Raw genomic sequence first — 23,674 nt, forward strand, 5'->3', positions numbered from 1 at the left:
ATTGGGGTAATTTCATCAAAAGTTTTTTCATAATTTCGTCTTGTACACTAACCAAAAGCAATGAAGAATAATGTTAAATTTTTGAGAGAAGAAAAAAACCTGACTCAAAATGAACTTGCCGAAAAATCTGGTCTTTCGCTACGAACGATTCAGAGAATTGAGGCTGGAAATATTCTTAAAGGTTTTACTTTAAAAACGATTGCCGTAGCTCTAGAAACTGATTCCGAAAATCTGATTATCAAAAAGGAAAATATCGAAATCGAAAGGGCTAAAATCATTAATCTTTCTGTTTTGTCAGGATTGATCATTCCTTTTGGAAGCATCATTTTTCCTTTAATTTTAACTTATAAAACCAAAGATTCAATAAATAAAGAATTAGGAAAACAAATCGTAAGTGTTCAAATTGTTTTGAGTCTTATTCTTTCTATTTTAATGATTGCAAGCCCGTTTCTTCAGAGTGCAATTACATTAAAATTTCCGCTTTTTATCGTTCCTTTAATTACATTTCTTTGCTTAAAACTCTTGATCGTAATCTTAAACGGAATCAGTTTAAACCAAAAACAAGAATTAGTTATAAAACTGAAAAACAACTTCTTATAATTCAAGTCATAAAATTGACGTAAAACTGTCGTATTGTTTTTGCACGAAAATCGGAAACGAAATCGGAATCTTGCAGAAAAAATAAACCATGAAATTATTTAAGAAAATTGCAGTCGGGTTTTTAGCCTTTATCGTTTTATTCTTGTTGGGAGGATATTTTTATTTTCAGAAGAAATTCACTCCGCCAGAAAACTATTTGAAAGTTTCTGGTATAGCAGAAAACATTCCAATAAAATGGATTGCAAACACTGAAAACGCTCATTCTGCTTTGCTTTTGCCCATAAAAATTGATGGAATCAATAAAACCTTTTTCATGCAATTTGATTCAGGTTCGCCAACTACCGTTTTCTATAAAAAATCATTAGAATCAATTGCCGAACAATTTAAAAATCAAATAAAAATCGATCTTGAAAACAATCAGATTTCGACCAATTTTACAATGGGAAAAATGAATGTTTCTTCGAATATTTTTGAAGTTTTGAATTACGGCGAAAAAGTCAGTTTTGAGGATTCAAAAGCTGAAGATATCATTGGAACAGTCGGAACAGATTTATTAGAAAAACGAATTACTGTTTTAGATTTCAAAAACAATCAATGTTCTTTTACTGAAAAAATTAAAGAAAATGATTTTACCGATTTTGAATTCAAAAAAAGAAAAATTCTTATTCCTTCAATCATCGAAAACAAAAAACTAAAACTCCTATACGATTCTGGAACCAGTGGTTATGAATTGATCACAACGAAAGAAATCTGGCAAAAATACCGAACCAAAAACAGTGTTATAAAAACCGAAAAAGGAAATTCGTGGGGAAATGCTTTAAGTGTTTATTCCGCTTCAGCGAAAAAGAAAATACAATTCCAAAAAGTAATATTAAACCTTTCTGAAGTTACTTACATTGAAGGCACATCGGATCTTCAAAAATTCTTAATGAAACGTTCGGGAATGCAAGGAATGATTGGCAACAAACTATTCCTGAACCACAAACTGATTCTGGATTGCAAAAACGAAAAATTTAAATTGGAATAAAAGTAAAATTCAGCAATAAAAAACGGTTTTTAAGAATTGATTTTGATAATATTTTTGACATTTTCAATGAAACTTTCCGTGTCTTTGATTTCTTTTTTTATCAATTGATGATGATCGTCCAAATCGTGCTGTTCCATCATATCTTTTTTCAAATATTTAATCATCGATTCCAGGCTTCGCGTATCATTTTGATTTTGTTTTTTTAATTCACGCTGTTTGCTTTCTAAGTATTTTAAAGTCTCTTTTAACTTTTGAACGTCTAATTTCCCCAAACTTTTATTCTTTAAAATTTAATAAAAAAAACAATGGCTAAAAATGCAGTAAGATTCAATATGCTCCAAAAACCAATACCATTTGAATTTACCTCATTCCCTGCCATTGTTATTTCTACATACGTTCAAATTGACCATTTGGATTTAAGAAAATTCATATTTTTTAAACAACTTTCAAAAAATGAAATCAAATAATTGAAATACAATTACTTACAATCAAAAACAACTCCAAAATATTTTCAAGTTTTTCTAAAACAGAAAAGAATGAATGCGATTACAAAGCATCTTGACTATTAAAAACACAACTTTCAGAACATCAAAACATTACCAACAAGGATCTAAAATTGTGAATATCTATTTGAAGATTTAACTATTTATTTTCCAGTAAAATTTATCTTTGGCATCCTTAAAATTTAAAAAGAGATGAGCGCAACTTGGTACGAATGCAAAGTAAAATATAGAAAAACAGATGAAACTGGAGGACAAAAAGTTTTAACCGAACCTTATTTGGTTGACGCTTTGTCTTATACAGAAGCAGAAAAAAGAATGACCGAAGAAATGGCCGCTTATACCAGTGAAGAATTTAAAATCACAGCTATAAAAGTGGCAAATTATGCTGAAATTCATCCTTTTGAAAATGCGGACAGATGGTTTAAATCTAAAATCACCTTAATTGCTTATGATGAAGAAAGTGGGAAAGAAAGAAAAACAAGCATGTATATGCTAGTTCAGGCAAATGATGTTCGCGAAGCTTTTGACAACACTCTTCACGTAATGAAAAATACAATGGGAGAATATTCTATTCCAGCGATTTCAGAAACAGCAATTATGGATGTTTTTCCTTATTTCAGCGGTGAAGAAGGCGAAACAGAAATGCTGGAAAGATTCAATACTTTGAAAGCTTCTAAACCAGAAAAACCTGAGGCAGAAATTATCGATCACATGGAATTTGAAACTGCGGAAGAATAATATTCAACAATTTATAATATTTGAAAAGCTCTAGAATCGTTCTAGGGCTTTTTTTATGGACTAAAAATTTACGAATTGATTTCTATAAACATTTTCGTGGCAATGAAACTCCTTTTACTTTCCTAAAATTCATCTGTTTAACTTTAATCCAAAATAAATAATATATTAGCTATAGATTACAACCTTAACCCAAAAGCAAAACCCAATGAACAAAAAGAACCTGATTTTATTCGGATTTATAATTCTAAAATTCATTCTGCAATATGTTTTAATTAGCCCAGAATACGATTTACAGCGAGACGAATATCTGCATCTGGATCAAGGGAAACATTTGGCTTGGGGATATTTATCGGTTCCGCCCGTTACTTCTTGGTTCTCACATTTAATTCTCTTTCTCGGAAATTCGGTGTTTTGGGTTAAATTCTTCCCTGCTCTATTTGGTGCTTTGACACTTTTGTTTGTCTGGAAAACAATCGAACTTTTAAAAGGAAATCTTTACGCTTTAATTCTTGGTGCGTTATGCGTTTTATTTTCGTGTTTATTACGCATTAATATGCTTTATCAGCCTAACTCCTTTGACGTTTTATGCTGGACTATTCTTTATTACCTTTTAATACAATATCTGAAATCTGAAGACACAAAATGGCTTTATTTTGGAGCCGTTATCTTCGCTTATGGTTTCTTGAACAAATACAATATTTTGTTTTTATTACTCGGATTAGTTCCTGCTATTTTGCTTTCTAAACAAAGAAAAATGTTCGCGCAGAAACAGTTTTATTTTGCTTTAATTCTAGGTTTAATTTTAATTTTTCCGAATCTTTTCTGGCAATATCAAAACCATTTTCCAATTGTGCATCACATGAAAGAATTGGCAGAAACACAATTGGTTAATGTAGATAGAATTGGATTTTTGAAAGAACAGATTCTCTTTTTCATCGGCGGATTATTAGTGATTTTCGCCGGACTTTATGCTGTTTTATTTTATAAACCTTTCAAAAACTACCAGCTCTTTTTTGCTTCTTTCTTTTTTACACTTTTAATTTTTATTTATTTCAAAGCAAAAGCTTATTATGCAATTGGTTTGTATCCAATTTACATTGCTTTTGGAGCGGTTTTTATTTCAGAAATTTTAAATGAAGGATGGAAACGTTTTCTAAAACCCGTTTTTATTTTAATTCCATTGCTGCTTTTCATTCCAATTTACAATATTGCTTTTCCAAACAAAAGCCCAGAATATATGGTTGCACATCCTGAGAAATACAAAAAACTAGGAATGCTGCGTTGGGAAGATGGAAAAGACCACCATCTGCCTCAAGATTTTGCCGATATGTTAGGTTGGAAAGAATTGGCTAGCAAAACTGATTCGCTTTATACTTTACTTCCAAATCAAAAAGAAACTATTGTCCTTTGTGATAATTATGGACAAGCTGGAGCAATTAATTATTATTCTAAAAAAGGAATAAAAGCGGTTTCTTTCAACGCCGATTATGTGAATTGGTTTGATTTGAATATTCAATATAAAAACCTAATTCGCGTAAAAGAATTTGACGAAAACAACGAAGAGCTTAAAGAAACTAGTCCGTATTTTGAATCAGCGGCTATTGGCGTTCGAATTGATAATCAATTTGCGAGAGAATACGGAACTACAATTTTTGTTTTTACAAATGCCAAAATCAATATCAACAAGCGATTAGAGCAGGAAATCAACGAAGAAAAAAACTACATCATAAATGACTGATTTCAAAAACATATCTTACTTAAAAACAGGAAATCAAAAACAAAAATCTGCATTTGAGCTTTTAACGAAAAATAAAATTTTAGAAAATCTCACTAATTTTGATCCAATTTTAGTTGGCACGATTCCGATAAATATTGATATTGAAAACAGCGATTTAGATATTATCTGTTGTTTTGAAAACAAACTTGATTTTACTGAAAGAATTAAAGAATTGTTCGAAAAAGAAAGTCATTTTGCTATTCGAGAAATCGTAATTAATAATGAAGAATCAGTTGTGGCAAACTTCATTATTGAGGGTTTTGAAGTAGAAATCTTTGGACAAAATATACCAACGGAACTTCAAAATGGTTACAAACACATGATTATTGAAGATAAAATTCTTCATTCTCGAGATGAAAACTTCAGATTAGAGGTCATTAAATTGAAAAAAAGCGGCATAAAAACCGAACCGGCATTTGGCTTGCTATTAGGCTTAAAAGGAAATGTTTACGAAGAATTACTAGCTTACAAAATCTGAAAAAAGGGATCGTTTTTTTAAATTATAAAAAATAAAGTACTAAAATTATTTGCATAACCGTATTTAGTATGTATCTTTGCACCCGAAACATCGCGGGATAGAGCAGTAGGCAGCTCGTCGGGCTCATAACCCGAAGGTCACAGGTTCGAGTCCTGTTCCCGCTACAGAGAATGACCCATCAAATTTTTGGTGGGTCTTTTGTTTTTTAATGCCTCTGTCAATGCTTGTAAACGTTTGGACTAACCCAAAAATCGAGTTCACTCTTCCAGTTAGATATTCCCTGTTTTCAGCCCTAATTGACAATCCTTCTGGAAATACCAAATTCTGGATTCTTATCTTGCTGTCAATATCACCTTCTTTCCAGTATTTATTTATGTTTGCAACTTTATCTATTACTTTATCGATATGTCTGCCGTGGTTAGATATTTTTTTGCCGTTTGCCGTAATCTGAAGCTCAACTTCTTTTAATTCCATATCAAACTGAAGTGAGTATCTATTGTACTTTTCATCTCCGAAATTCGGATTGTCAAAATAGCGTTTATCCAGATTTTCAATTTTGGTTTCCAAATCTTTTTTCTTCAAAAGCAGGCCTTTCATTTCCTCTCTGCCTTCATTTTCTATAATATCAAAAAGTTTATTAAGCTGAAGTTTGAAAGGCTCTACAAATTGGGAACTTAACGTATATCTTGATAATAGCTTTTCAAAAGAATCATTCAATCCTTCCGTCTTTGAATATGGTGTGGTCAATGCGTTGAAACTGGCATTTCTGCATTTCTGGCATTTATAGTAATGCTTATTCTTTTTTCTCACCACATAGCTTGTCAGAAGGCTTCCGCATTCGCATCTTAAAAAACCTGTCAATGGTCTGAACTCATTGATCTTGCTTTTAGAATATTCTTTAACTGGCACTCTGCTTTCAGAAAGCATTTTATCAATTTTCAGAAAGTCTTCTTCACTCACTAAACCTGTCCAGTTTCCCTTCACTGGCTCTTCAAGAAGTGCATTTACCGATATTCCGCAGTAAAAAGGATTACGCCACATAGAGCCTAGCGACTGTTTTGTAATATTCAAATTCAGCTTTGCAAGTTTCTCCCTGATTACAAAATCCCTCTCACCCGCAAGCTTCCATTTCCAAGCTTTCTTTAAAATCTCTCCCTCTAAATTAATTGTGATAGACTGCTTTTCCTGCAATAGAGCATAATCACCGACCTTCTTTCCTCTCATTGTGTAGCCTCTGGGAGCTTTGCCCAGCCAGTTTCCCGCTCTCAGAAGTGCTTTCATTCCAGGAATTGTTTTTTCAAGCCTGTCCATGTTTTCCCTTCTGGCATCTAAAAGCTTGCTGTATATATCAAGTTTGCTGTACTCGTCATTTGTGCACAGACCAGAAGAAGTTTCAATCAAATGCACTCCTAGCTTGTCCACAAGTTCATGAACAATGCTTATGGCATTTCCTCCTGTTCTGGAAAACCTGCTTATAAATTTTATGGCGATTGCAAAAGGTTTCTGTTTTGCGCTTTTAACCTCTTCCAATAATCTTGTAAACTCTTTTCTGGTAAAATCTCCCGAAGCGCTTTCATAAGTCCCTCCAAGCATATTTTTTAGCGTATAGCCCTTCTTAGAAGCAAACTGTATTATTTCTATGCGCTGTTCTTCAAGACTATTGTTTACTAACTGTAGTTTAGAGCTTACCCTTGTGTATCCCCAGATTTCTTTTACCTCAGCCTTTTGGGCTAATTTTTCTTTCTGAAATTTCTTAAAACTTTCAATCCCCATAATCTAATTTTTAAAATTATATACAATCACTGCTAATTGAAATAGGCTTTCGATTATCTCATTCCCCTCCGATTCTGAAATTTCTTCAAAACCTCTGCATCTTCTTAATTCTTCAACTGTTAATTTTCCTTCATTTGTTTTAGTTTTTTCTTCTGCATCACAAATACCACTTTCTCCTTCACAGAATCTAACTCCCTGTTTCTCAATTTGTAAATTTACAAAAGTTTTCCCTCGGGTGATTCTTCTTCTCTCATCCAAGCGGAGAAGGACAGCTTTACGGAGTAACTTACGTTGATCATAATACAAGATCCGTTTTCAACGGAAGCAGTCTGGGAAAAGAATTCAGTGCAAAAGGGATTCAGGAAAGCTGTGCAATGAACATTCTTGAACTTGAAAGAAAATACCAAAAGTCCAATTCAACCGCTTCGGAAAACTTTCAAGATCTTGAATTAAAAAATTATGTAAAAGAAAATCTTGCAGATATTCTGCTTCGTGGTGAAAAAGTAAATGACTTTGTTTCAAAAGAGTTTAATAAAAAGAAAAAAAGAAAATTGAGAAAAGGAATTTAATAAATAAGGGTGCAATAATGCACCCTTAAATTTGTTTGTTTTTTTGCCAGCAATCCTCTAATTAGATACTTTTATACTCTGCATAGGTTTAAAGTCGCTCTGTTTTTCTGATTTTAATAAATTAACTCCATTATCAACATAAAGTGTTTTCAATAGAAGATTATTAGAAATATCTAACTTTACAATTTTAGTAGAATTAAGGTAAAGCTGAACTAGCTCAATATTCTTATTGATATCTATCAACTGTAAATTACCATTTTCGGACAATTGTAAGGTTTTTAGTTTAGTAAGTTTATCCAAAATAATCTTTTCGAACATATTTCCTTGCAGATACAACGACTCTATATTAGGAGTGTTAATCAAAACCAGTTCATCTAATCCATTTCTAAAAGCATAAAGTCCTTTTAATTTTGGCATATTTTTTATTACCAATTTCTTTCCGAACATATTTTCTCCTACGTAAATTTCTTCAATCGTTGAATTGTTGAAAAATACATCTAAGTTTGCAAGTTGATTTTTCATTGCATTCACGGTCTTTAGTTTTTTGAAATGCACTAAATCATTTAAGCTTTTTATATTTCTATTTGAAATCTTAAGCTTGCTTATAGTATCTATTTCAGAAATTTGAATTTCATTATCCTTATTCACATCATAACCTAATTCTAACAATGCTTTCTTTAAGTTTTCATCTTTAAAATCAATTCTTTGCGAATATAAGCTCTTTGGAAAAAATACTATTAAGAATAGTAAAATATAATTCAGTCTCATATAGTCTTTTCAATTTTTTTTTACAAATAAAGATATAATAAATGCAATAATTCCAAATACTATAATGATAATTATTCTATCATATTTTGAATTATAGTATCTGTTAAAAATTGTATCATTAGGTTTTTTTTTAAAATTTATTAAAGTATAAATTATAAATATAGTACCTATAATATAATATATATAAATCATAATTTTGAATATTTATTTTTTCTCATCTAAAATTGAATCTCCAAGTTTATCCACTCCATTAAAAAGGTTGTCATTAATTATTTGCTCCATTGGACCAAATACACTATTCCCGCCTAGGCCACCTGAAACTCCCTCAATTACTGCTTTTGTGAAGAATTTTTTCCAACTAAAGTTACCTTCAAATGCATCATTTACTAGTTCTAAACCTGTTCCTAATGTAGAAATTTTCCCTCCAACATAAGCCATTTCAGTTGCTAAAGGAAGTCCAACTCCTGTAGCACCTACAGGAACTGCCGCTAATGTTAAACCATCTCCAAGATTCTGTAATGCGCCTGGCACTTCATCTCCTAATGCATCTACTAAACCTTTATTTTTAGAAATATAAGTACCATTTTCAGTTGTAACACCTCCATCATCAATATCAGTTTTTTCACCATTATTTATGACGATATTTCCATCAGCTGCAAACGAAACCATTGTACTGTAATCTGCTGTATGAGCAGTGCCAGATTCAAAAACTTGTTTTACATTTCCGTAACCTTTAGCTTCAGCTTGCTCTACAGTTTTTACATCTTTATCATAAGTTATATGTTGCTGGCCATTTGTTCCAATCCAATTTATCCAATCACTAGGAGCCATACCATCAGGATCAATAAATCGTATGGGATTATCAAATGCATAATTATACGGACTATGTCTTCTCATTTTTTCAGCCAATGGATCAATATTCATCCAGCGCCCTAAAGCAGGGTCATAATTTCTTGCTCCATAATCGTAGAAGTTAAGCCCCAGCTCGTCTTGAAGCTCTTTGCCATTGTACTTATACTTATAAGGGTCTGTAAAATTTTTCTATACAATGAATGATCCCTTGCAAAAAATCTCTATATAAAAGAAAGTCCTTCAAACATTTCCCAGCTTATGCGAAAGTAGATTTAGTTTAATTATTTTCCTAATAATTTTTTAGTCTGCAAATAAAAAAAGCTCTCATTTCTGAGAGCTTTGCGCTGTTATTGAAATAATATTTTACAAAGAGCTGGCTTTAATTCTTACGATTTTACCGTCCTGCATAACAACGAGATCGCTGTTATTTTTCTTTTTAAACTCAATTAATTTTTCAGAAACTTTATCCATTGCCTCTATAATCTTCTTCTGAGTCGGTGTCGTTGTTGTTTTATGTTCTCCCATGATTGGTCATTTTTGAGTTTATCGAACTTGATTTCGTTTATAATTTCAATGTCATTGCCTAAAGTTTTTTGAGCTAATAATTCAGCTTTTACAGCTGTATTGTCAAAAATCAATGCCTCATTAACTATAGGCAAATATATATCAAATAAATTGGCTATTCCGTTTTTATATCTGCGTTTAATAACATCGGTTTCAATATTATGTCCACCTTCCTGAACCCTCGTCTTGACCCTCTCGATTGCCAGATCAACACTGTCGAGCCAAAAAAATAAAAGAACCACTTTATAGCCTTTTTCCTGAGCCGAAATCACTTTCTGCTTATAGCTTTTTGTGGCCAAAGTCGTTTCGAAAGCAAAGACTTCATTGTTGGCTAATAATTCATTGATTCGGTGAAGCATTATCCTTCCCGATTCAAAGGCAGCTTTTTCAGGCTGGAAAGGAGAAAGTCCTTTGGCAATTTCGTCCGCATTTACAAACTCCTTACAGTTTAGTATTTCGGGAAGTATTGTAAATGAGGCTGTAGTCTTGCCAGCACCATTACAGCCTGCAATTATGTAAAGATTTTTATTCATCACTACAAAGATAATAAATTACAGTTTTAGTGTACATTATTTACACTTTTAGTTTATTAAATGTTGGCAAACAAGTAAGGTATAATATTAATAAACTTTCATCTTGCTTTATTCCTAAATTATGGAAAACCGTAAAAGCAACATTACTTTAAAGCCGAAATTTACCATCCTTATGTGCAGTCTACAGCTATTAGTAATTTTAAATTAATCTTATGCTAAAACGAACTATTTTAATTGAAAACAAAATTTCAATAACGACAAAAAATAATCAGCTAGTACTAAAATCAGAAATGAAAGATAGTAGTGTCCCAATTGAAGATATCGGTTTTCTTGTTCTCGATCATAATGAAATCTACCTAAGCATCCCTGCTATGAATTTACTCGTTGAAAACAACATCTCAATTATTATCTGTGGAAAGAATCATCTACCCAACGGAATGCTGTTAAACCTTAATAGTCATCATATCCAGCAGGAAATATTCAAAAATCAAATCGAAGCCTCTATACCATTAAAAAAACAACTATGGCAACAAACAATAATTGAAAAAATTAAAAACCAAGGGCAATTGCTTGAAAAAATAACAGACTCTAAAAATAGTTTTACATTTCTAGCCAGCAAAGTGTTAAGCGGAGATTCATCTAATATGGAAGGAGTAGCTGCACAGCAATATTGGAAATATTTTCCACAACCTAATTTAGAATTTAATGGAATTAAAAGAGAACGTTATGGAAACTATCCTAATAATTTCCTGAATTATGGATATGCAATTTTAAGAGCTGCAACTGCAAGAGCTCTTTCCGGAAGTGGCTTACTTAATACATTGGGAATTCATCATAAAAGTAAATACAATGCTTTTGCACTTGCTGATGACATTATGGAACCATATCGTCCCATTGTGGATGAAAAAGTCTTTGAAATTATGCAAAATTTTAAAGAGCAAGAACTAAACACTGCTATTAAGGCGGAATTATTACAAATACTAACTAGGACAGTTTATTTTAAAGATGAGAAAAGCCCTTTAATGATAGGTTTGCAAAAAACTGCAAGTTCACTCCAACAATGCTTCACAGGAAATCGAAAAAAAATTAAATATCCAGCCTTATGGAGCTTAACGGATATAGAATAATGTGGCTTTTTGTTTTTTTTGATCTGCCCACGGAAACAAAAAAAGATAGACGAAATGCATCTGGATTTAGAAACAATCTATTAAAAGATGGCTTTTCGATGATGCAATATTCTGTATATGTAAGACATTGCGCAAGCGGTGAGAGTGCAGACGTTCATGAAAAAAGAATCCATAAACTTCTTCCTCCTTCAGGAAAGGTGAGCATATTGCGAATAACCGACAAACAGTTCGGAAATATTTTAAACTTCTGGGGAAAAGAAACTTTGCCCTCAGCACCGCAGCCCACCCAATTAGAATTATTTTAAAGCGTATTAGTCCAAAAACTAAACATAGAAATAAAAAAATGCCTCAATCATGGGGTATCAATCCATAAAAGAAGCATTTTTTCAAACGATATTTCAGCTTAAAAACCTATATATCAACAGAAAAGGCATCAACTAATATCGTGTTTTCTAATCTTTAATCAAACCACAACCTGTAAGAGGAAATTAATCATAAATTTATAAATATCGTGTTTTCTAATCTTTAATCAAACCACAACTTCAAGCTCTAAAGACGGCCAATCGTGCTGAATATCGTGTTTTCTAATCTTTAATCAAACCACAACTAATTCAGAATTGTCAATTATTGGATTATAATATCGTGTTTTCTAATCTTTAATCAAACCACAACTTATTGTCTATGTTTGCTTTTTGTTCAGCAATATCGTGTTTTCTAATCTTTAATCAAACCACAACACAGGAATCCAAGGCACTTCAATTTCATCAAATATCGTGTTTTCTAATCTTTAATCAAACCACAACATTTAACGCTTTTTGTCTATCCTTTTCTAAATATCGTGTTTTCTAATCTTTAATCAAACCACAACTCATCAGCTCCAACCACAAGCAATTGAGCAAATATCGTGTTTTCTAATCTTTAATCAAACCACAACTCCTGCGTTATCTCCAGTAGAAACAGGAACAATATCGTGTTTTCTAATCTTTAATCAAACCACAACTTCGCCTTTATAATTAGACAAATCAATGTTAATATCGTGTTTTCTAATCTTTAATCAAACCACAACAGTATTGGTGATGTTGTTTGTTGTTGATGAAATATCGTGTTTTCTAATCTTTAATCAAACCACAACTTAAGAGACATTTTAGCAATAGATAAATAAATATCGTGTTTTCTAATCTTTAATCAAACCACAACCTGTATGAATGCGGAATACGGGATCACAAAAATATCGTGTTTTCTAATCTTTAATCAAACCACAACTAGTTGCTCAGGTTTGTCCATTTGTTTATAATATCGTGTTTTCTAATCTTTAATCAAACCACAACTAGTTATTAGTCTTTGTTTTTATTCTTCAAAATATCGTGTTTTCTAATCTTTAATCAAACCACAACGGAAATCGTTGAAACAAAAATCGAAAGTCGATTTCCGTTGTGGTTTGGATGTTTAAGATTAAATATATGAATGCAATTAAACAAGTTAGATTTTTTCCAATTTGCCTGATGGCAAAACTTTAAAATCAATTCCTTCAATAAATGCAGAAAACTGGCTATGATTCATCTTTCTTGTCGGCTTATTTTCACCTAACTTAAAAACTCCGTCTGGCTTAAAATTATCTTTTTTAATTTCATCAGATTTTCTAGCCTCATTAAAAAAGCGAAAAGTTAGTACACCGTATTCAAACTCATTATTCCCTGATTTAATTCTTTGAATGGTCAATCCTTCAATAATATATTTCCTCCCTGCAAAATCAATTATTTCTGTTATATCTTTCGGCTTTTCATTTTCCTTGTCATAGAAAACAACCTGCTGTCCTCTTCTTAAAACTACATCCCTACTATTACTTTTTGCAATTGGAATCTGTATTTTCTTCCCTTTAGCATCTTTCTCTTTAAACAGAGGATAATAACCTTGCCCTTGTTTTATTAGTTTTGCCAAGTTAAAATTATTAATTAACTCAAATTCTCTTTTACCATCTAGGTCATAAATTGCCATTGCATAATTCTCGTCATTTTGCCCATACACTTTTTGTTTATGTTCGTGACGTGATTTGGATAATTGATTATGTTCCTTGATCTCCAACGGTTTTTTAACTGAATTAGCATACAATCTCACCTTATTAATTGCAATCTGCTTTTCTTCATTCATCCAAACTTTTTTACCTTCAGCTAATTTATTTTTTTGCTGTGGATTGGACGAAATCACCAAAACCTTATTTTCAATGGCTTCTTTTACCTTTTCTTTTACAACCTCATCAACAATATTTTCCACATCAGAAGCTTTGATACTTTCTAGATCTTTTCGAATGACGTAACGGATTTCTTCATTATTCAAAGGATTTTTAATTGCCCCATAGATACTGTCTTGATGTAAAGACCCCCGAATAGTATCACCTTGCTGCAACCTTGGAATTTTCTTTCCGTCTTTATCTATCTTGTAAATTATCTTTTGATTTGCATCTTTTTTTAAAATAGTTTTACCATTAGTGTCTGTTTCCGTTTCTGCAACATATTGTTTTTTACCTCTAATTCTGACAATCTTTTTTGACTGTTTTTTTATATTATCTGGCATATAATGTGAAACCAAAATCTCTTCTTCTATTTTCTTTAAATCTTCCTTAAAAGTTTTCCAAGGCTTAGAATCAGCTAATAACTTTCGTGCGGCGTTAACTTGCTCTTTATCTTCCAAAACCCAAGCTTTAGCTAATACATCATACTTCTCTTTGGTCATACAGGCAATTGTAATAGCATCAATTGCATGATGGGTATGTTTACTTCTGTCTTTTTCAAAAAAGTATTTTTTATCATTTTCTTGATAGCTTTCTTGGATACCCCAAATTTTTCTGAATTCCGCAACCATTCCGCCTTTTACACTTTCCACTCTATTAAAATACGATTTTAGATAAGCTTGAGCGTATTTAGTTATAATTCCTGTGTCAGGAATCTGACTGTTCTTAAAGCCTACTTTAGGTTCTTCCCAAATAAATCGCTCATATTTTCCCTTTATATAATCTCTCTTTAGTGTTAAATAGTGTCTTCGTCTTATTTTTCTATCCTTTACTTCCTTTGTTGCTGCAGCTTTTATAGAGCGTGAAATTATTTCAATCTCTCTGCTTAAATTGTCGGCTTCTTCTCTCCAATGAGCTATCCTCGGAATGATTTCAAGATGGTTATTTAATTCAATAGGCATTTTATTTCCTTTAATATCTCTGTTGAATCTTTGACTGCAAAGTGTTTTGTTCATTTGAGAATTATCTTGAGAAATACTTCTTGGAATAGTATGTTCGATATCATACTTTGGATTGCTTCCGATTATATCACAAATACTTATATTTTTACCCTGTTCATATATTTCCGCTCTATTTTGCTCAAGCCACAGCTGATAACGCAGTAAATCATCTTCGGTCGGCTCAATCTCTTTTCCGCATTCTTCTAAATAAAGCTTCCTTATTTCTGAAGCTGCTTCTTTTCGGTTCTTCTCTAATTCATTTTGATAGTCCTGAATACCTTTTCTTTTATTAGCATCGTTGAGTTCACGAGCCATTTCTATATGAATTTTTGTTTTTTCATCAATATCCCCTTCAAAAATTAAAGTATTCAACACTTTTCGTAATTGATGTAAGGCTCGCATCGCCATCGGATTTTTTATAGAAGCAGTCAAAGGACTGCCTAGCACTAATTTTTCATTTCCAAATTCATCTTTGATGATTTTCTTTTTGAAAATCTCAATATCTGATGGATGATAAAGTTTTTTCAAACGCCTTTCATTACTGCACAATACTTGCCCATCTTCATTTTCACCATTTAAGAATTCTAAAACCTTTTCGTCCAAGCGTTTAATTTTTACAAATTCATGGGTTTTTAGCTGCTCAATAAATATTGGAAATAATTTATCCAACACAGCTTGTTTATCTTCAACGAAATTATAATTGAAAAATGGGAGTAGTTTTTTATTCAAATCATTTTTATAAGTATCTTCTGCTTCCTTCGAATAATAGCAATTATCCGTTTTGCAGTCTTTTATCAAAGAGTTCACTACTTCTAATAGACTATTTTCATACGTATGATTTTGTATAATTAAGGCTATCTTATCTTGAATATATTTTCTTTGTATTTCATCACTCCAAATTTCCTCATCAATAATATTTTCAACATTTGCCATAAATACTGCATGGGAATATAACAGACCTTCTTTGACATATGGCAGAATCTTATTAATGGCATTTAAACTCAAACTTGCATAGTCTTTTTTCAGACGAATTCTGCTAAAAGCCTTTGCATTTTTATCACTTAAACCAAGTTTATTCTTTGCATATCCATATAAATAAACATCTGAAGTTGATACTGATAGTAGGTGCCATAAATCTTTATAATCAACAGTTCTAGAAACTTCTTTTTGCTTTGAATTTAATGTTTTATAAGTAAATGTTTTTGTTTCCCAATCTTCTCCAATTGTGTTTTTTAAAGATGCAGAAAGGGGACAGCCTGTAACTGTATCTGTTGATTTATAATTAAACCAGTAATGAAATTCATCCTTTCTAGATGATTTATAAAATCCAAAAGTAGCTCCTTTGGGAATCAACTCTTTTGCTAAATCTTCAAAATTGAAATTATCTTTCTTTCTTAAAAATTTAGGTATCAGACTTAACTTTTCATCTTGAGATAGAAATCTTAGCGTCTTTTCTGATTGAGTTCCAAATTTAATTGTATTCAAATAAGTCCACATTCTGTACTGTTCAAAATCGGGATGAGAAATAGAACAACGAGATTTGCTTTTTTCAAAAGAACATTTTCCGATCAATCCCTTTTGTGATTTTAAAGGACGCTGAAAGAAAATAGCTTTGTATAAATCTTTAGCCAATGCAAAATATCTTTTTTCTGGCAACGCCTCATTTTCATTGACACCTTGAATTCCTTGAATCTTACAAACTATTTCAAACTCTTTTAAATAATGTTCTTCTCTTGCAGTATATTTATTTCTTATTTTATCTCTATTATATAAACTAAATAAATATTGTCCTAATGTTGAAAAATTACCATCTTTAATTGCCTGGGAAATTTCTCCAATTTCCCTTTTTACCGCTCCTAAATCTTCTTTTCTGTTTAATCTGGCAATTATCTCTTCTTTTGCTTTAACAATATCATTCCCATTTTTTATAGCAATAGCTTTCAGCGCGTTATACAATGTTTTGAGTTTAGACTCTCCATCGTCTAGATCTTTTTTAAATCCGCCTTTGATATTTTCATCAATAATTCCGGTATTAAAAAAATAGTCTTTTAATTCAATAATTACTTCATCCGTAGAACCTAAATCTTCAATTATTGTTTGAATAATTGGACAATGTTCTTCTAATATTCCCTCAGCTGATTGATCTAGTCTATTGCTGAGGAATCCACGTCTCTGCGCAATATGATATAATGCTCTTCCAAATTCGAAGGCAGTAACCTTTCCTCTGCTGGCTTTATCTCTTAAAGCATAAGGATTGATATTTTTATCTTCATCTGTTCGAAGCCATTTTAAGAATTCAGGGTTAAGCGGATATTTTTTAAATCCTGATTTTTTCCATTCTTCCACTTCATCAATAGATAACGGACACATTCCATTTATTGAAAGAACTTTTAATGTTTGATACTTTCGTAGTTTTCTTCGGTATTTTATTTTCCTAGCGCTTCTATAGCTGGTACGCTCACTGGCACGTGAACTTTCAATTCCTTTTTCAGATTTTACCCCTTCAGAAAAAATTCTGACTCCTTTATCAACTAGAGAAAAATCATCTCCATCTTTGTCCACAATTGCCCATCCAATACTATTTGTTCCTAAATCTAAACCTAATATTTTTGCCATGATAAAATCGTTTTTTAAACAACTTCGAAAGATAAATAAAAAACAATTTACCGCTTTACGGTTTTCCTTTTTCTATATAATTTCTTTTTCTATATATTTGTAACTGATTAAAAATTCTAATCTTTAATCTTATCACAATAAGGCTATATGCCGTAGATGAAAATCTTTAGTCCTGCTTCGGTGGGACTTTTTTTATTTTTACTTACATAATTAAAAATAAAAAAAGCTCCTATAATAGGAGCTTTAAATATTAGGAAAATATCGATTAATCATTTCCCGTTGCTGTGTACTGTTTACTTTAATATACTTCTCAGTTGTTCCCGGCCATTTATGCCCTGCCAGTTCCTGAACTCTTTCCAAAGGGATATTTTTTTCATTCAGCCAGTTACAGATTACGCTCATCCTGATAGTCTGCGGGTTTAGTTTCCTGTCAGGGAATAATGCTCTTAACGGCTCAATCATGGCATGTATGCTGTTCACAACAATAGGCTGTCCAAGCTTTGTCAATATGAATTTGTCACTATACCCGCGCAGTAAGGCAGGCCGTGTTTCATTTATGTAATTGTGAAACAGTATCATCTGCTTGGGAACAAGCTCCAGCGTTCTTTTATTGAGATTCGCAGAGCTTTTAATGTAGACTGTGCCGTTATCCAGATCAACATCTTTTAGAGCCAGCCTTGCTATTTCATCGCTTGCCAGCCCCTGATAGATTAAAAGGGAAATCAAAACACTGTTTCTCATGTCAAGATGTTTGTAGCGGTTCTCCCGTTCCATTAAAAGCTGCAGTTCCATACTGTTGAACAGATCCTGCACCTGAATAGTCTGGTTGCCTTTAATCTTGATATTAAGCTTTCTGCAGGGATGGTCATTTCTATAGCCGTACATTACCAGATAATCGTAATATTTTTTAATGGCTGAGAGTATTCTGATTCTGTACTGCACGTTGGAGTGCTTATGGCTGACTTTATCCATGTGTCTGACTATATCTTTGTACTGGTATCTCTTAGCCTTTGGATTGGTCTTTAAAAAATGATTGATAGTATACAAATAGCTTTGCGCTGTTTTCTCTGCTACAATTCCTCTAAGATAATTTTCCAGATCGGGTTTCTTGTTTTCCATAGCATAGTTTTTAAAAGTTCACAACTGGTTTGCGTTTTTTGTTCTGCAACGCATAGATGTAGGTTGTATTGATCTGCGTATGCCCCAGAAAACTGCGTATAAAGTCAATTCCCGCGTTATTCTCTGCCAGATGATAGGCAATGCTGTGGCGAAGGCAGTGAAGCGTGATCTCTTTCTGGACAAGCTCAAATTTTCCTGTCTGCTCGATCATCTTGTTTAAAATCTCATTGAGGTTTTCCCCAGTTGATCTTCTGCCTCTGCTGTTGATGAAAAATGCTTCCTCATTCTGGTTTCTCCCTGTCAGCCTTTCAGGCCTTTCATCCCTTACATATTTTGCCACATATTGCAGAACAGTATCGCTCATTGGAACTTCACGTCTCTTGTTTCCTTTTCCCTGTCTTACAACCAGCATTCCTTTGATAAGATTTACATCTTTTAGATCAAGGCTGGCAATCTCCGATCTTCTAAGTCCGCATCCGTAGGCAATGGAAAGCAGGGCTTTTTCCATTTCATTCTCGGCATGATGATACACCAGTTTTATTTCTTCAATCGTAAGAATGTTTCTCGGTTTCTGCGTTCCGCCTGTGATGGAAGGGATATAGTAGGTATTTTGGATTTCTTTGTTTTCCAGCAGATAAACCTGAAAAAGCCCCTGCACAAAAAGATGTAGTTTTATTGTTTTTTCAGCCAGAATGCCGTTTCCTCTTTTCTTTGGTCTTGAATAAAGATAATCCAGATACTTCACCGATTCTTTAGAAGTCACATTTTGGATTCTGCTGATTCCTGCCTGTTCCAGCCAGATCAGAAATTCCGTTATGATGTTTTTATAAAGATTTGATCTTCCCTGCTTGTAGTTCCTGACTTTTACAAATTCTCCGAATGCCACTGCGAGCCTTAGAAATTCCCTGCTCTGTATCGCTTTTCTCATTTGATCTTATATTTTTTTAATGTTGATTTTGCCGTTTATCTTCTGGTTAAAAAAGTGTCCGCTTGCACACTCCGCGGAACGCGGAACACCAGTATCGTATTGCCAGTGTTTTCAAGGCTTCCAGTGTTCCGCTGGCGTTCCGTAGTGTTCCATTTTTCTAGTTTTCTTCTGATTTTTTGTTTTTTTTTTAGAACTCTTCAAGCTGTTTGTGCAGTTCCTTTCTAATCCTGCTTTTGAGTTTTTCCATATCATCCCAGTAGGAGATCATGAATTTAAAGCCTCTGTTGAACGAACCTTCCACGGGCTGGATATATTCAAGTTCCTGAAGAAGGTTCATGTATCTGAAAGCGGATGTTTTGCTGATGTTCAGACCCTGTCTTATCTCTCTTGCCGTGAACTTTTTTGATGTTCCTTCTTTCTGCTTTTTTATAAAGTCTTTCAGGTTCTCAAAAAACTGTCGGGTGCTCTTATCAAGCTCGTCCACTTTGATGATAATCGAACTGAAGAAAACATCTACGGCTGATTTAATATCAGCTTTGTCAGTTATAAGCCTGCCCTTGCTGTCGGTTTTTCTCTGGTACTGATGAAGAATCGTAATCTGGCAGACAAAGTTTTGGAACTGCGCGTTTAATCTTCTGAGCATTCTGGCTTCCAGCGGAAGGCTGAGCTTATCGGCAAAGGGATTTACGACCTCATAGGATTTGAGCACGCGCATCACGTTTCTTAGAAGCTGTTTTGCCTGTTCTTCTTTCTCGCTGTCTGCCTGTCCTGCTGTTTTGAGGTTCTGTTTCTTGATAATTCTTAATGTCTGCTCCTGGCTTTCATCCACTCCCAAAATCACCGAACGGCTCATATTGTCATAGTACACCTCCGCTTTTGTGGTTGTGGTAAGGCTGGCAAAATGCGCCTGAACCTGTTTGATTCTTCCTCTGTTATTGCCGAATATGTCTTTAACCACAGTGGAGCTGGTTAGGAACTTGGCAGACTGCATTTCCCTGAAGGCATACTGCGCCTCTTCATCAAGCCCGTCAAAATCCTGAATGATAATCAGCTTGTTGATCAGCTCCTTATCCCTGTAGTGGTACAGCGATTTGCTTGTAATGCGTGTCATGTTCATCACATCCTCCTGAGGCATGCACCCTGCAATGCCGTTTATCAGATGGCTTTTTCCCTCACCGCTTGATCCCTGAACAAGCCCGTGCATCAGATAGGGCATTTTGTAGCTCGATGCCAGAATGAAAAGCACAATCCTGTTTTCTTCTTCCCCCACAATGCCGTTTTGCTCCAGAAGCCTGTCTATATTTTCCAGAAGTTTGGATTTTGCGAGAAATGCGACCGCATTTTCATGAGCCTGAGGCGTAAGCTCTTTTTCGGCAAAACGTTCCGCCATCGGGTTAATTTCAGCTTCAAAAAGAGATTCTCTATGCTGTTCCAGAAGATCGGTAAGCGTTACCAGATCCTTTTCAAGGCTGTCATAATCAAATCCCTGCTTTTCAGATAAGTCAGTGCACTGGCTCTGAACTCCTGCAAAATCGAACAGGTCGATTTTAAGCCTGTGCTTTCTGTTTGTATCGTATTCCACAATCTGAAGCGAAATCCTCAGATTTCCCAAATCCATCGGCAGGTTTCCCAGAACAAAGAAAGTCCCCGAGAGGCCTTTGTAGCTGATTTTGTAGCCGTTTACAATCTGCAGTCCTTCGCCTGCTTTTTCCGTTTTTGCGCTTTTTAAAAGATTCGATATCCCTTCCGCTCCATAATTGACCCACATGTCATTCAGACTGTGCCCCTCGGGAAGCTCCGCTATTGAAAGCGGAACATCTGGTCTTGCCTCCTGCATTTGTAATCTGATCTTCTCCATTTTCTCACCGCTTAAAGATTACTATTGATTCCAGTCCATTCAATGATTTGATAATTTCAATATGCTCATCGAGCAGTTCACCGTCATGAAGTGCAATGACCGCTTCCCTCTGATCCAGTATTCTGCTCTGCATCAGGCTGGCGCAGTCAATGACAGTCGGCGCCAGATAGAGCTTTCTGGTAAGCGGATGAGGATATGCAGGATAGATTCCTTTCTGGTTTAGATATTCCTCCTTAGGGCTGTCCAGATCAAAACGGAGCGCAAAATAGTTTACGATCGCATTCTCTCTGTCCAGCAGGGGAAATATAAGCCCGTAGCGCCCGAAGACGGTATAGGCAGTCAGCGAATCATCCCGCACTCCTGCATCACTCTTGGTTATTACTCCAAGCTCCTCAAACCTTTCTTTGGATTTAAGGGTCTTGCGGTGGTGGAACTGTCCCGAATTAAAGCCTATTCTCAGGTCTGAATATTCCAGTCCGATGCTTTTCAGGTACGCTTTAGGCTTTACGGCCTTTGCGCTTCTGATGCCAGTCTCAAATGAACGGAACAGTGATTCTAAACTTTCCATGTGCTTTAATTTTTTTAATTGGTTTCTGCGCTGTTATAAGCACAGCGATGCCCAGCCTGAAATCATTTTTCAGGCGGAAGTGCGGTATGGGCGTTAATTTTGAAGGCCGTCTGTGACAGGGACGGCCGTTTATGAGAATAGAAATCTATAACTGGATTTCTACTGCAAAGATAAACCAGAATTCAATGCGCATCCTGCCCAAAATTTGGGCAGGATCATGTAAAGATAATTGGTATTGTTTTCTTTGTCAAGGGTAAAATATACCTGTGAAAGCCGTAGAACGTAATTTTTTATTCGGTAAAGATACCATGTATTTCCATCAATGTCATGGACATAATATGTCCGTGAAAGCGGTTCTGGAATTATTGTGATTGCCAGTGTTCATTTATCTTCATTCCTCTTATCAAGCATTCTGTAGATTTCATCCAGAACTTCTATTTCTGCGCTTGGAATTAATTGAAGTGCAAGTTCCAAAACAGAGCCTATATAAATCTCCCTGTTATCCAGTTCATCCGAATAAACCACATTCAGGCACATACGGATGAGATTCACTGCCAGACATGTCATATCCGAATATCCATAAAATTTTATCTCGCGTACTGATTCCCCGTCTTTGTCCTTGGCAGGTTTCAGAAGCCTAAAATGATAGGATGCAAAATCTTTAAATTCTTCCAGTGTTTTTATTTTATCAGTCTCCATAATTTTCAAATATTAAATCTTAATCTTGACATTCTGTTTCTTCTTTATTTTCTGAAAACAGATCCGTAATCTCATTTAAAAATTCAAGTTCGTCAACTGGAAATAACTGCAAAGCAATTCCCAGTATAAGCCCAACATCAATGTATTGGTTTTGAATTGTAGGCGGAACTTCTGCGCTGTCCTGATCTAAAGCGATAATGCACAGCTTCATAAGGTTTCTGACAACAGAACCAAGTTCGCAATAGCCATAAAACCTGATTTCTGCCTTATACATCCCTCTTTTATCCTCTGCTTTTTTCAGGGCATTAAGCAGTTTTCCGCTTAACGCCCTGATGTCTTCCAGTTTTTTGATTTTATCGGTTTCCATAACTTCATTTTTTTTTTATGCAGATAAAACTTTCTGCTGATGGATTCCCTCAAGCCTCTCAAGTTCCTTCTGGATCATGGCTTCCGCTTCTTTCATAAAATCACGGCATCTGCCTTCCATTATTCCATAGTAATCGTAACCATAACTATTGCTTCTGCTGAAACGAAGCGTGTTTGGATTCTTTTTCAAAATCTTGAACATGTTTTTTTCATCCCTGCTGTTTCGGGGAAAGTATTCAGAAGTCAAGCTCGTGAAATATTCGCACAGCTCAAATAAGTAGCCCAGTGAGAAGTGATTCGGGGTATATCCCAGAAATACCCTTATAAGGGAAAGGCAGGTCTGTTCCACTATCTGGTGAAGTGAACACATTCTTACCTCATATGAAAAATACTGGTCGTTATTATAGATAAGATCCCAGATCGATTCACTAACATTTCTTCTGTCTCCTGCGTATGCTGAAGTGCTTTTCACATATCTCTTTTCTGGATTATTAGCCCAGATTATAGGCGATCTGTATGCATCTATATAAATCCTCTGCGCATTCTTAAAAATATTCCAGAAGAAATACTGCTGGTCTCCATATAATTTGACGATGTTTCTCAGGCTGTGCATGAGAATGGTTACCGTGATCTGTCCTCTTGATCTGCTCTTTATTTTATCGGTGAGGTCATTGCCGATATTATCCTCAAACTCTTCCGCTATGACCAGCAGATAAAGATGGACATGCTTTTCTTTTTGGACGGGCTTCTGAAAAGGCTCATTAAAAGTATAGCTGCTTTTCTTCTCTGCAAAACAGTAAATGCCTATCGGATCGATGCTCTGTGAAATAACTCGATAAATCAAGTCGGATGCGGTGTTTTGAATTGCTTTCATAATTTTACTCATTTTAGTTAATACTTGTCTGAAAAATTGTATTTTTGTTTAACACACAGGCAAGTAAGCAATTACTTGTACGGTACGGTATCAAATTTTACCGTACCGT

The 23,674-nt window shown here is 34.1% G+C and carries 23 protein-coding genes, 1 tRNA gene and 1 CRISPR repeat array; of the genes, 9 read left to right on the top strand and 15 right to left on the bottom strand.

Going from position 1 to position 23,674, the window contains the following annotated elements; all coding sequences use genetic code 11:
* Positions 1 to 60: 60 nt before the first annotated feature.
* Complete coding sequence (locus V6624_RS05240; RefSeq protein WP_338841146.1) at positions 61 to 600, top strand: helix-turn-helix domain-containing protein; 540 nt, start codon at positions 61 to 63, stop codon at positions 598 to 600.
* 88 nt (positions 601 to 688) lie between these two features.
* Positions 689 to 1,627 (top strand): hypothetical protein, encoded by a 939-nt coding sequence (locus V6624_RS05245; protein ID WP_338841147.1) that lies wholly within the window; start codon positions 689 to 691, stop codon positions 1,625 to 1,627.
* Positions 1,628 to 1,656: 29 nt separating this feature from the next.
* Here V6624_RS05245 and V6624_RS05250 read toward each other — a convergent pair whose 3' ends face one another.
* Positions 1,657 to 1,899: a hypothetical protein gene (locus V6624_RS05250; protein ID WP_338841148.1), complete on the bottom strand. Its 243-nt coding sequence runs from the start codon at positions 1,897 to 1,899 to the stop codon at positions 1,657 to 1,659.
* A gap of 423 nt (positions 1,900 to 2,322) precedes the next feature.
* On the opposite strand from V6624_RS05250, the gene V6624_RS05255 reads away from it, so the two are divergent.
* The 4 genes from V6624_RS05255 (at position 2,323) to V6624_RS05270 (ending at position 5,287) form a co-directional block, all read left to right on the top strand.
* Positions 2,323 to 2,868, top strand: a complete 546-nt coding sequence (locus tag V6624_RS05255) for a DUF4494 domain-containing protein (RefSeq protein WP_111283060.1) — start codon at positions 2,323 to 2,325, stop codon at positions 2,866 to 2,868.
* A 205-nt stretch (positions 2,869 to 3,073) separates the two neighbouring features.
* Positions 3,074 to 4,606, top strand: a complete 1,533-nt coding sequence (locus V6624_RS05260) for a glycosyltransferase family 39 protein (RefSeq protein ID WP_338841149.1) — start codon at positions 3,074 to 3,076, stop codon at positions 4,604 to 4,606.
* Entirely contained in the window at positions 4,599 to 5,123 is a 525-nt protein-coding gene (locus tag V6624_RS05265; protein WP_338841150.1) for a DUF4269 domain-containing protein, read from the top strand. The genes V6624_RS05260 and V6624_RS05265 overlap by 8 nt, the downstream gene beginning before the upstream one ends.
* A 91-nt stretch (positions 5,124 to 5,214) precedes the next feature.
* A tRNA-Met gene (locus V6624_RS05270) sits at positions 5,215 to 5,287 on the top strand.
* Here V6624_RS05270 and V6624_RS23710 read toward each other — a convergent pair.
* Entirely contained in the window at positions 5,247 to 6,896 is a 1,650-nt protein-coding gene (locus tag V6624_RS23710; protein WP_422389344.1) for a recombinase family protein, read from the bottom strand. The two genes, V6624_RS05270 and V6624_RS23710, sit on opposite strands and share 41 nt — an antisense overlap.
* 3 nt (positions 6,897 to 6,899) lie before the next feature.
* Positions 6,900 to 7,202: a hypothetical protein gene (locus V6624_RS05275; RefSeq protein WP_338841151.1), complete on the bottom strand. Its 303-nt coding sequence runs from the start codon at positions 7,200 to 7,202 to the stop codon at positions 6,900 to 6,902.
* Between the two features lie 68 nt (positions 7,203 to 7,270).
* On the opposite strand from V6624_RS05275, the gene V6624_RS05280 reads away from it, so the two are divergent.
* Positions 7,271 to 7,465 carry a hypothetical protein gene (locus V6624_RS05280; RefSeq protein ID WP_338841152.1) on the top strand — a complete coding sequence of 65 codons (195 nt, stop codon included), beginning with the start codon at positions 7,271 to 7,273 and terminating at the stop codon, positions 7,463 to 7,465.
* A gap of 57 nt (positions 7,466 to 7,522) precedes the next feature.
* Here the strand turns inward: V6624_RS05280 and V6624_RS05285 are convergent, their stop codons facing one another.
* From V6624_RS05285 to V6624_RS05300, 4 genes are all read right to left on the bottom strand, one after another.
* Positions 7,523 to 8,233, bottom strand: a complete 711-nt coding sequence (locus V6624_RS05285) for a hypothetical protein (RefSeq protein ID WP_338841153.1) — start codon at positions 8,231 to 8,233, stop codon at positions 7,523 to 7,525.
* 204 nt (positions 8,234 to 8,437) lie between these two features.
* Positions 8,438 to 9,217: an RHS repeat-associated core domain-containing protein gene (locus V6624_RS05290; RefSeq protein ID WP_338841906.1), complete on the bottom strand. Its 780-nt coding sequence runs from the start codon at positions 9,215 to 9,217 to the stop codon at positions 8,438 to 8,440.
* A 231-nt stretch (positions 9,218 to 9,448) separates the two neighbouring features.
* On the bottom strand, positions 9,449 to 9,610 hold the full coding sequence (locus tag V6624_RS05295; protein WP_260672770.1) for a hypothetical protein: 162 nt from the start codon (positions 9,608 to 9,610) through the stop codon (positions 9,449 to 9,451).
* Entirely contained in the window at positions 9,562 to 10,182 is a 621-nt protein-coding gene (locus V6624_RS05300; RefSeq protein WP_338841154.1) for a zeta toxin family protein, read from the bottom strand. The genes V6624_RS05295 and V6624_RS05300 overlap by 49 nt, the downstream gene beginning before the upstream one ends.
* 212 nt (positions 10,183 to 10,394) lie before the next feature.
* Between V6624_RS05300 and cas1 the strand changes: the two genes are divergently transcribed.
* Both cas1 and cas2 read left to right on the top strand, forming a co-directional pair.
* Positions 10,395 to 11,309, top strand: a complete 915-nt coding sequence (gene cas1, locus V6624_RS05305) for a type II CRISPR-associated endonuclease Cas1 (protein WP_338841155.1) — start codon at positions 10,395 to 10,397, stop codon at positions 11,307 to 11,309.
* A complete protein-coding gene (gene cas2, locus V6624_RS05310) occupies positions 11,285 to 11,614 on the top strand; it encodes a CRISPR-associated endonuclease Cas2 (RefSeq protein WP_260672768.1) in 330 nt (109 codons plus the stop codon). The genes cas1 and cas2 overlap by 25 nt, the downstream gene beginning before the upstream one ends.
* A gap of 134 nt (positions 11,615 to 11,748) precedes the next feature.
* Positions 11,749 to 12,703: a CRISPR direct-repeat array (repeat unit 36 nt; unit sequence AATATCGTGTTTTCTAATCTTTAATCAAACCACAAC).
* A gap of 85 nt (positions 12,704 to 12,788) precedes the next feature.
* Here cas2 and cas9 read toward each other — a convergent pair.
* The 8 genes from cas9 to V6624_RS05350 form a co-directional block, all read right to left on the bottom strand.
* Entirely contained in the window at positions 12,789 to 17,153 is a 4,365-nt protein-coding gene (cas9, locus tag V6624_RS05315) for a type II CRISPR RNA-guided endonuclease Cas9 (RefSeq protein WP_338841157.1), read from the bottom strand.
* Between the two features lie 243 nt (positions 17,154 to 17,396).
* Positions 17,397 to 18,272, bottom strand: coding sequence for a site-specific integrase (locus V6624_RS05320; protein ID WP_338841158.1), 876 nt, complete (start codon positions 18,270 to 18,272; stop codon positions 17,397 to 17,399).
* 10 nt (positions 18,273 to 18,282) lie between these two features.
* Positions 18,283 to 19,200 (bottom strand): tyrosine-type recombinase/integrase, encoded by a 918-nt coding sequence (locus tag V6624_RS05325; RefSeq protein WP_338841160.1) that lies wholly within the window; start codon positions 19,198 to 19,200, stop codon positions 18,283 to 18,285.
* 187 nt (positions 19,201 to 19,387) lie between these two features.
* On the bottom strand, positions 19,388 to 21,058 hold the full coding sequence (locus V6624_RS05330) for a hypothetical protein (protein ID WP_338841162.1): 1,671 nt from the start codon (positions 21,056 to 21,058) through the stop codon (positions 19,388 to 19,390).
* Between the two features lie 4 nt (positions 21,059 to 21,062).
* The gene (locus V6624_RS05335) at positions 21,063 to 21,626 is read right to left on the bottom strand and encodes a hypothetical protein (RefSeq protein WP_338841163.1); all 564 of its coding nucleotides are present in this window, start codon (positions 21,624 to 21,626) and stop codon (positions 21,063 to 21,065) included.
* A 381-nt stretch (positions 21,627 to 22,007) separates the two neighbouring features.
* A complete protein-coding gene (locus V6624_RS05340; RefSeq protein ID WP_338841165.1) occupies positions 22,008 to 22,325 on the bottom strand; it encodes a hypothetical protein in 318 nt (105 codons plus the stop codon).
* A 19-nt stretch (positions 22,326 to 22,344) separates the two neighbouring features.
* Complete coding sequence (locus V6624_RS05345; RefSeq protein WP_338841166.1) at positions 22,345 to 22,692, bottom strand: hypothetical protein; 348 nt, start codon at positions 22,690 to 22,692, stop codon at positions 22,345 to 22,347.
* A gap of 15 nt (positions 22,693 to 22,707) precedes the next feature.
* Positions 22,708 to 23,565, bottom strand: a complete 858-nt coding sequence (locus tag V6624_RS05350) for a hypothetical protein (RefSeq protein WP_338841167.1) — start codon at positions 23,563 to 23,565, stop codon at positions 22,708 to 22,710.
* Between the last annotated feature and the right edge of the window lie 109 nt (positions 23,566 to 23,674).

Source organism: Flavobacterium ginsenosidimutans (genome assembly GCF_037478105.1).
Lineage (GTDB): Bacteria > Bacteroidota > Bacteroidia > Flavobacteriales > Flavobacteriaceae > Flavobacterium > Flavobacterium ginsenosidimutans.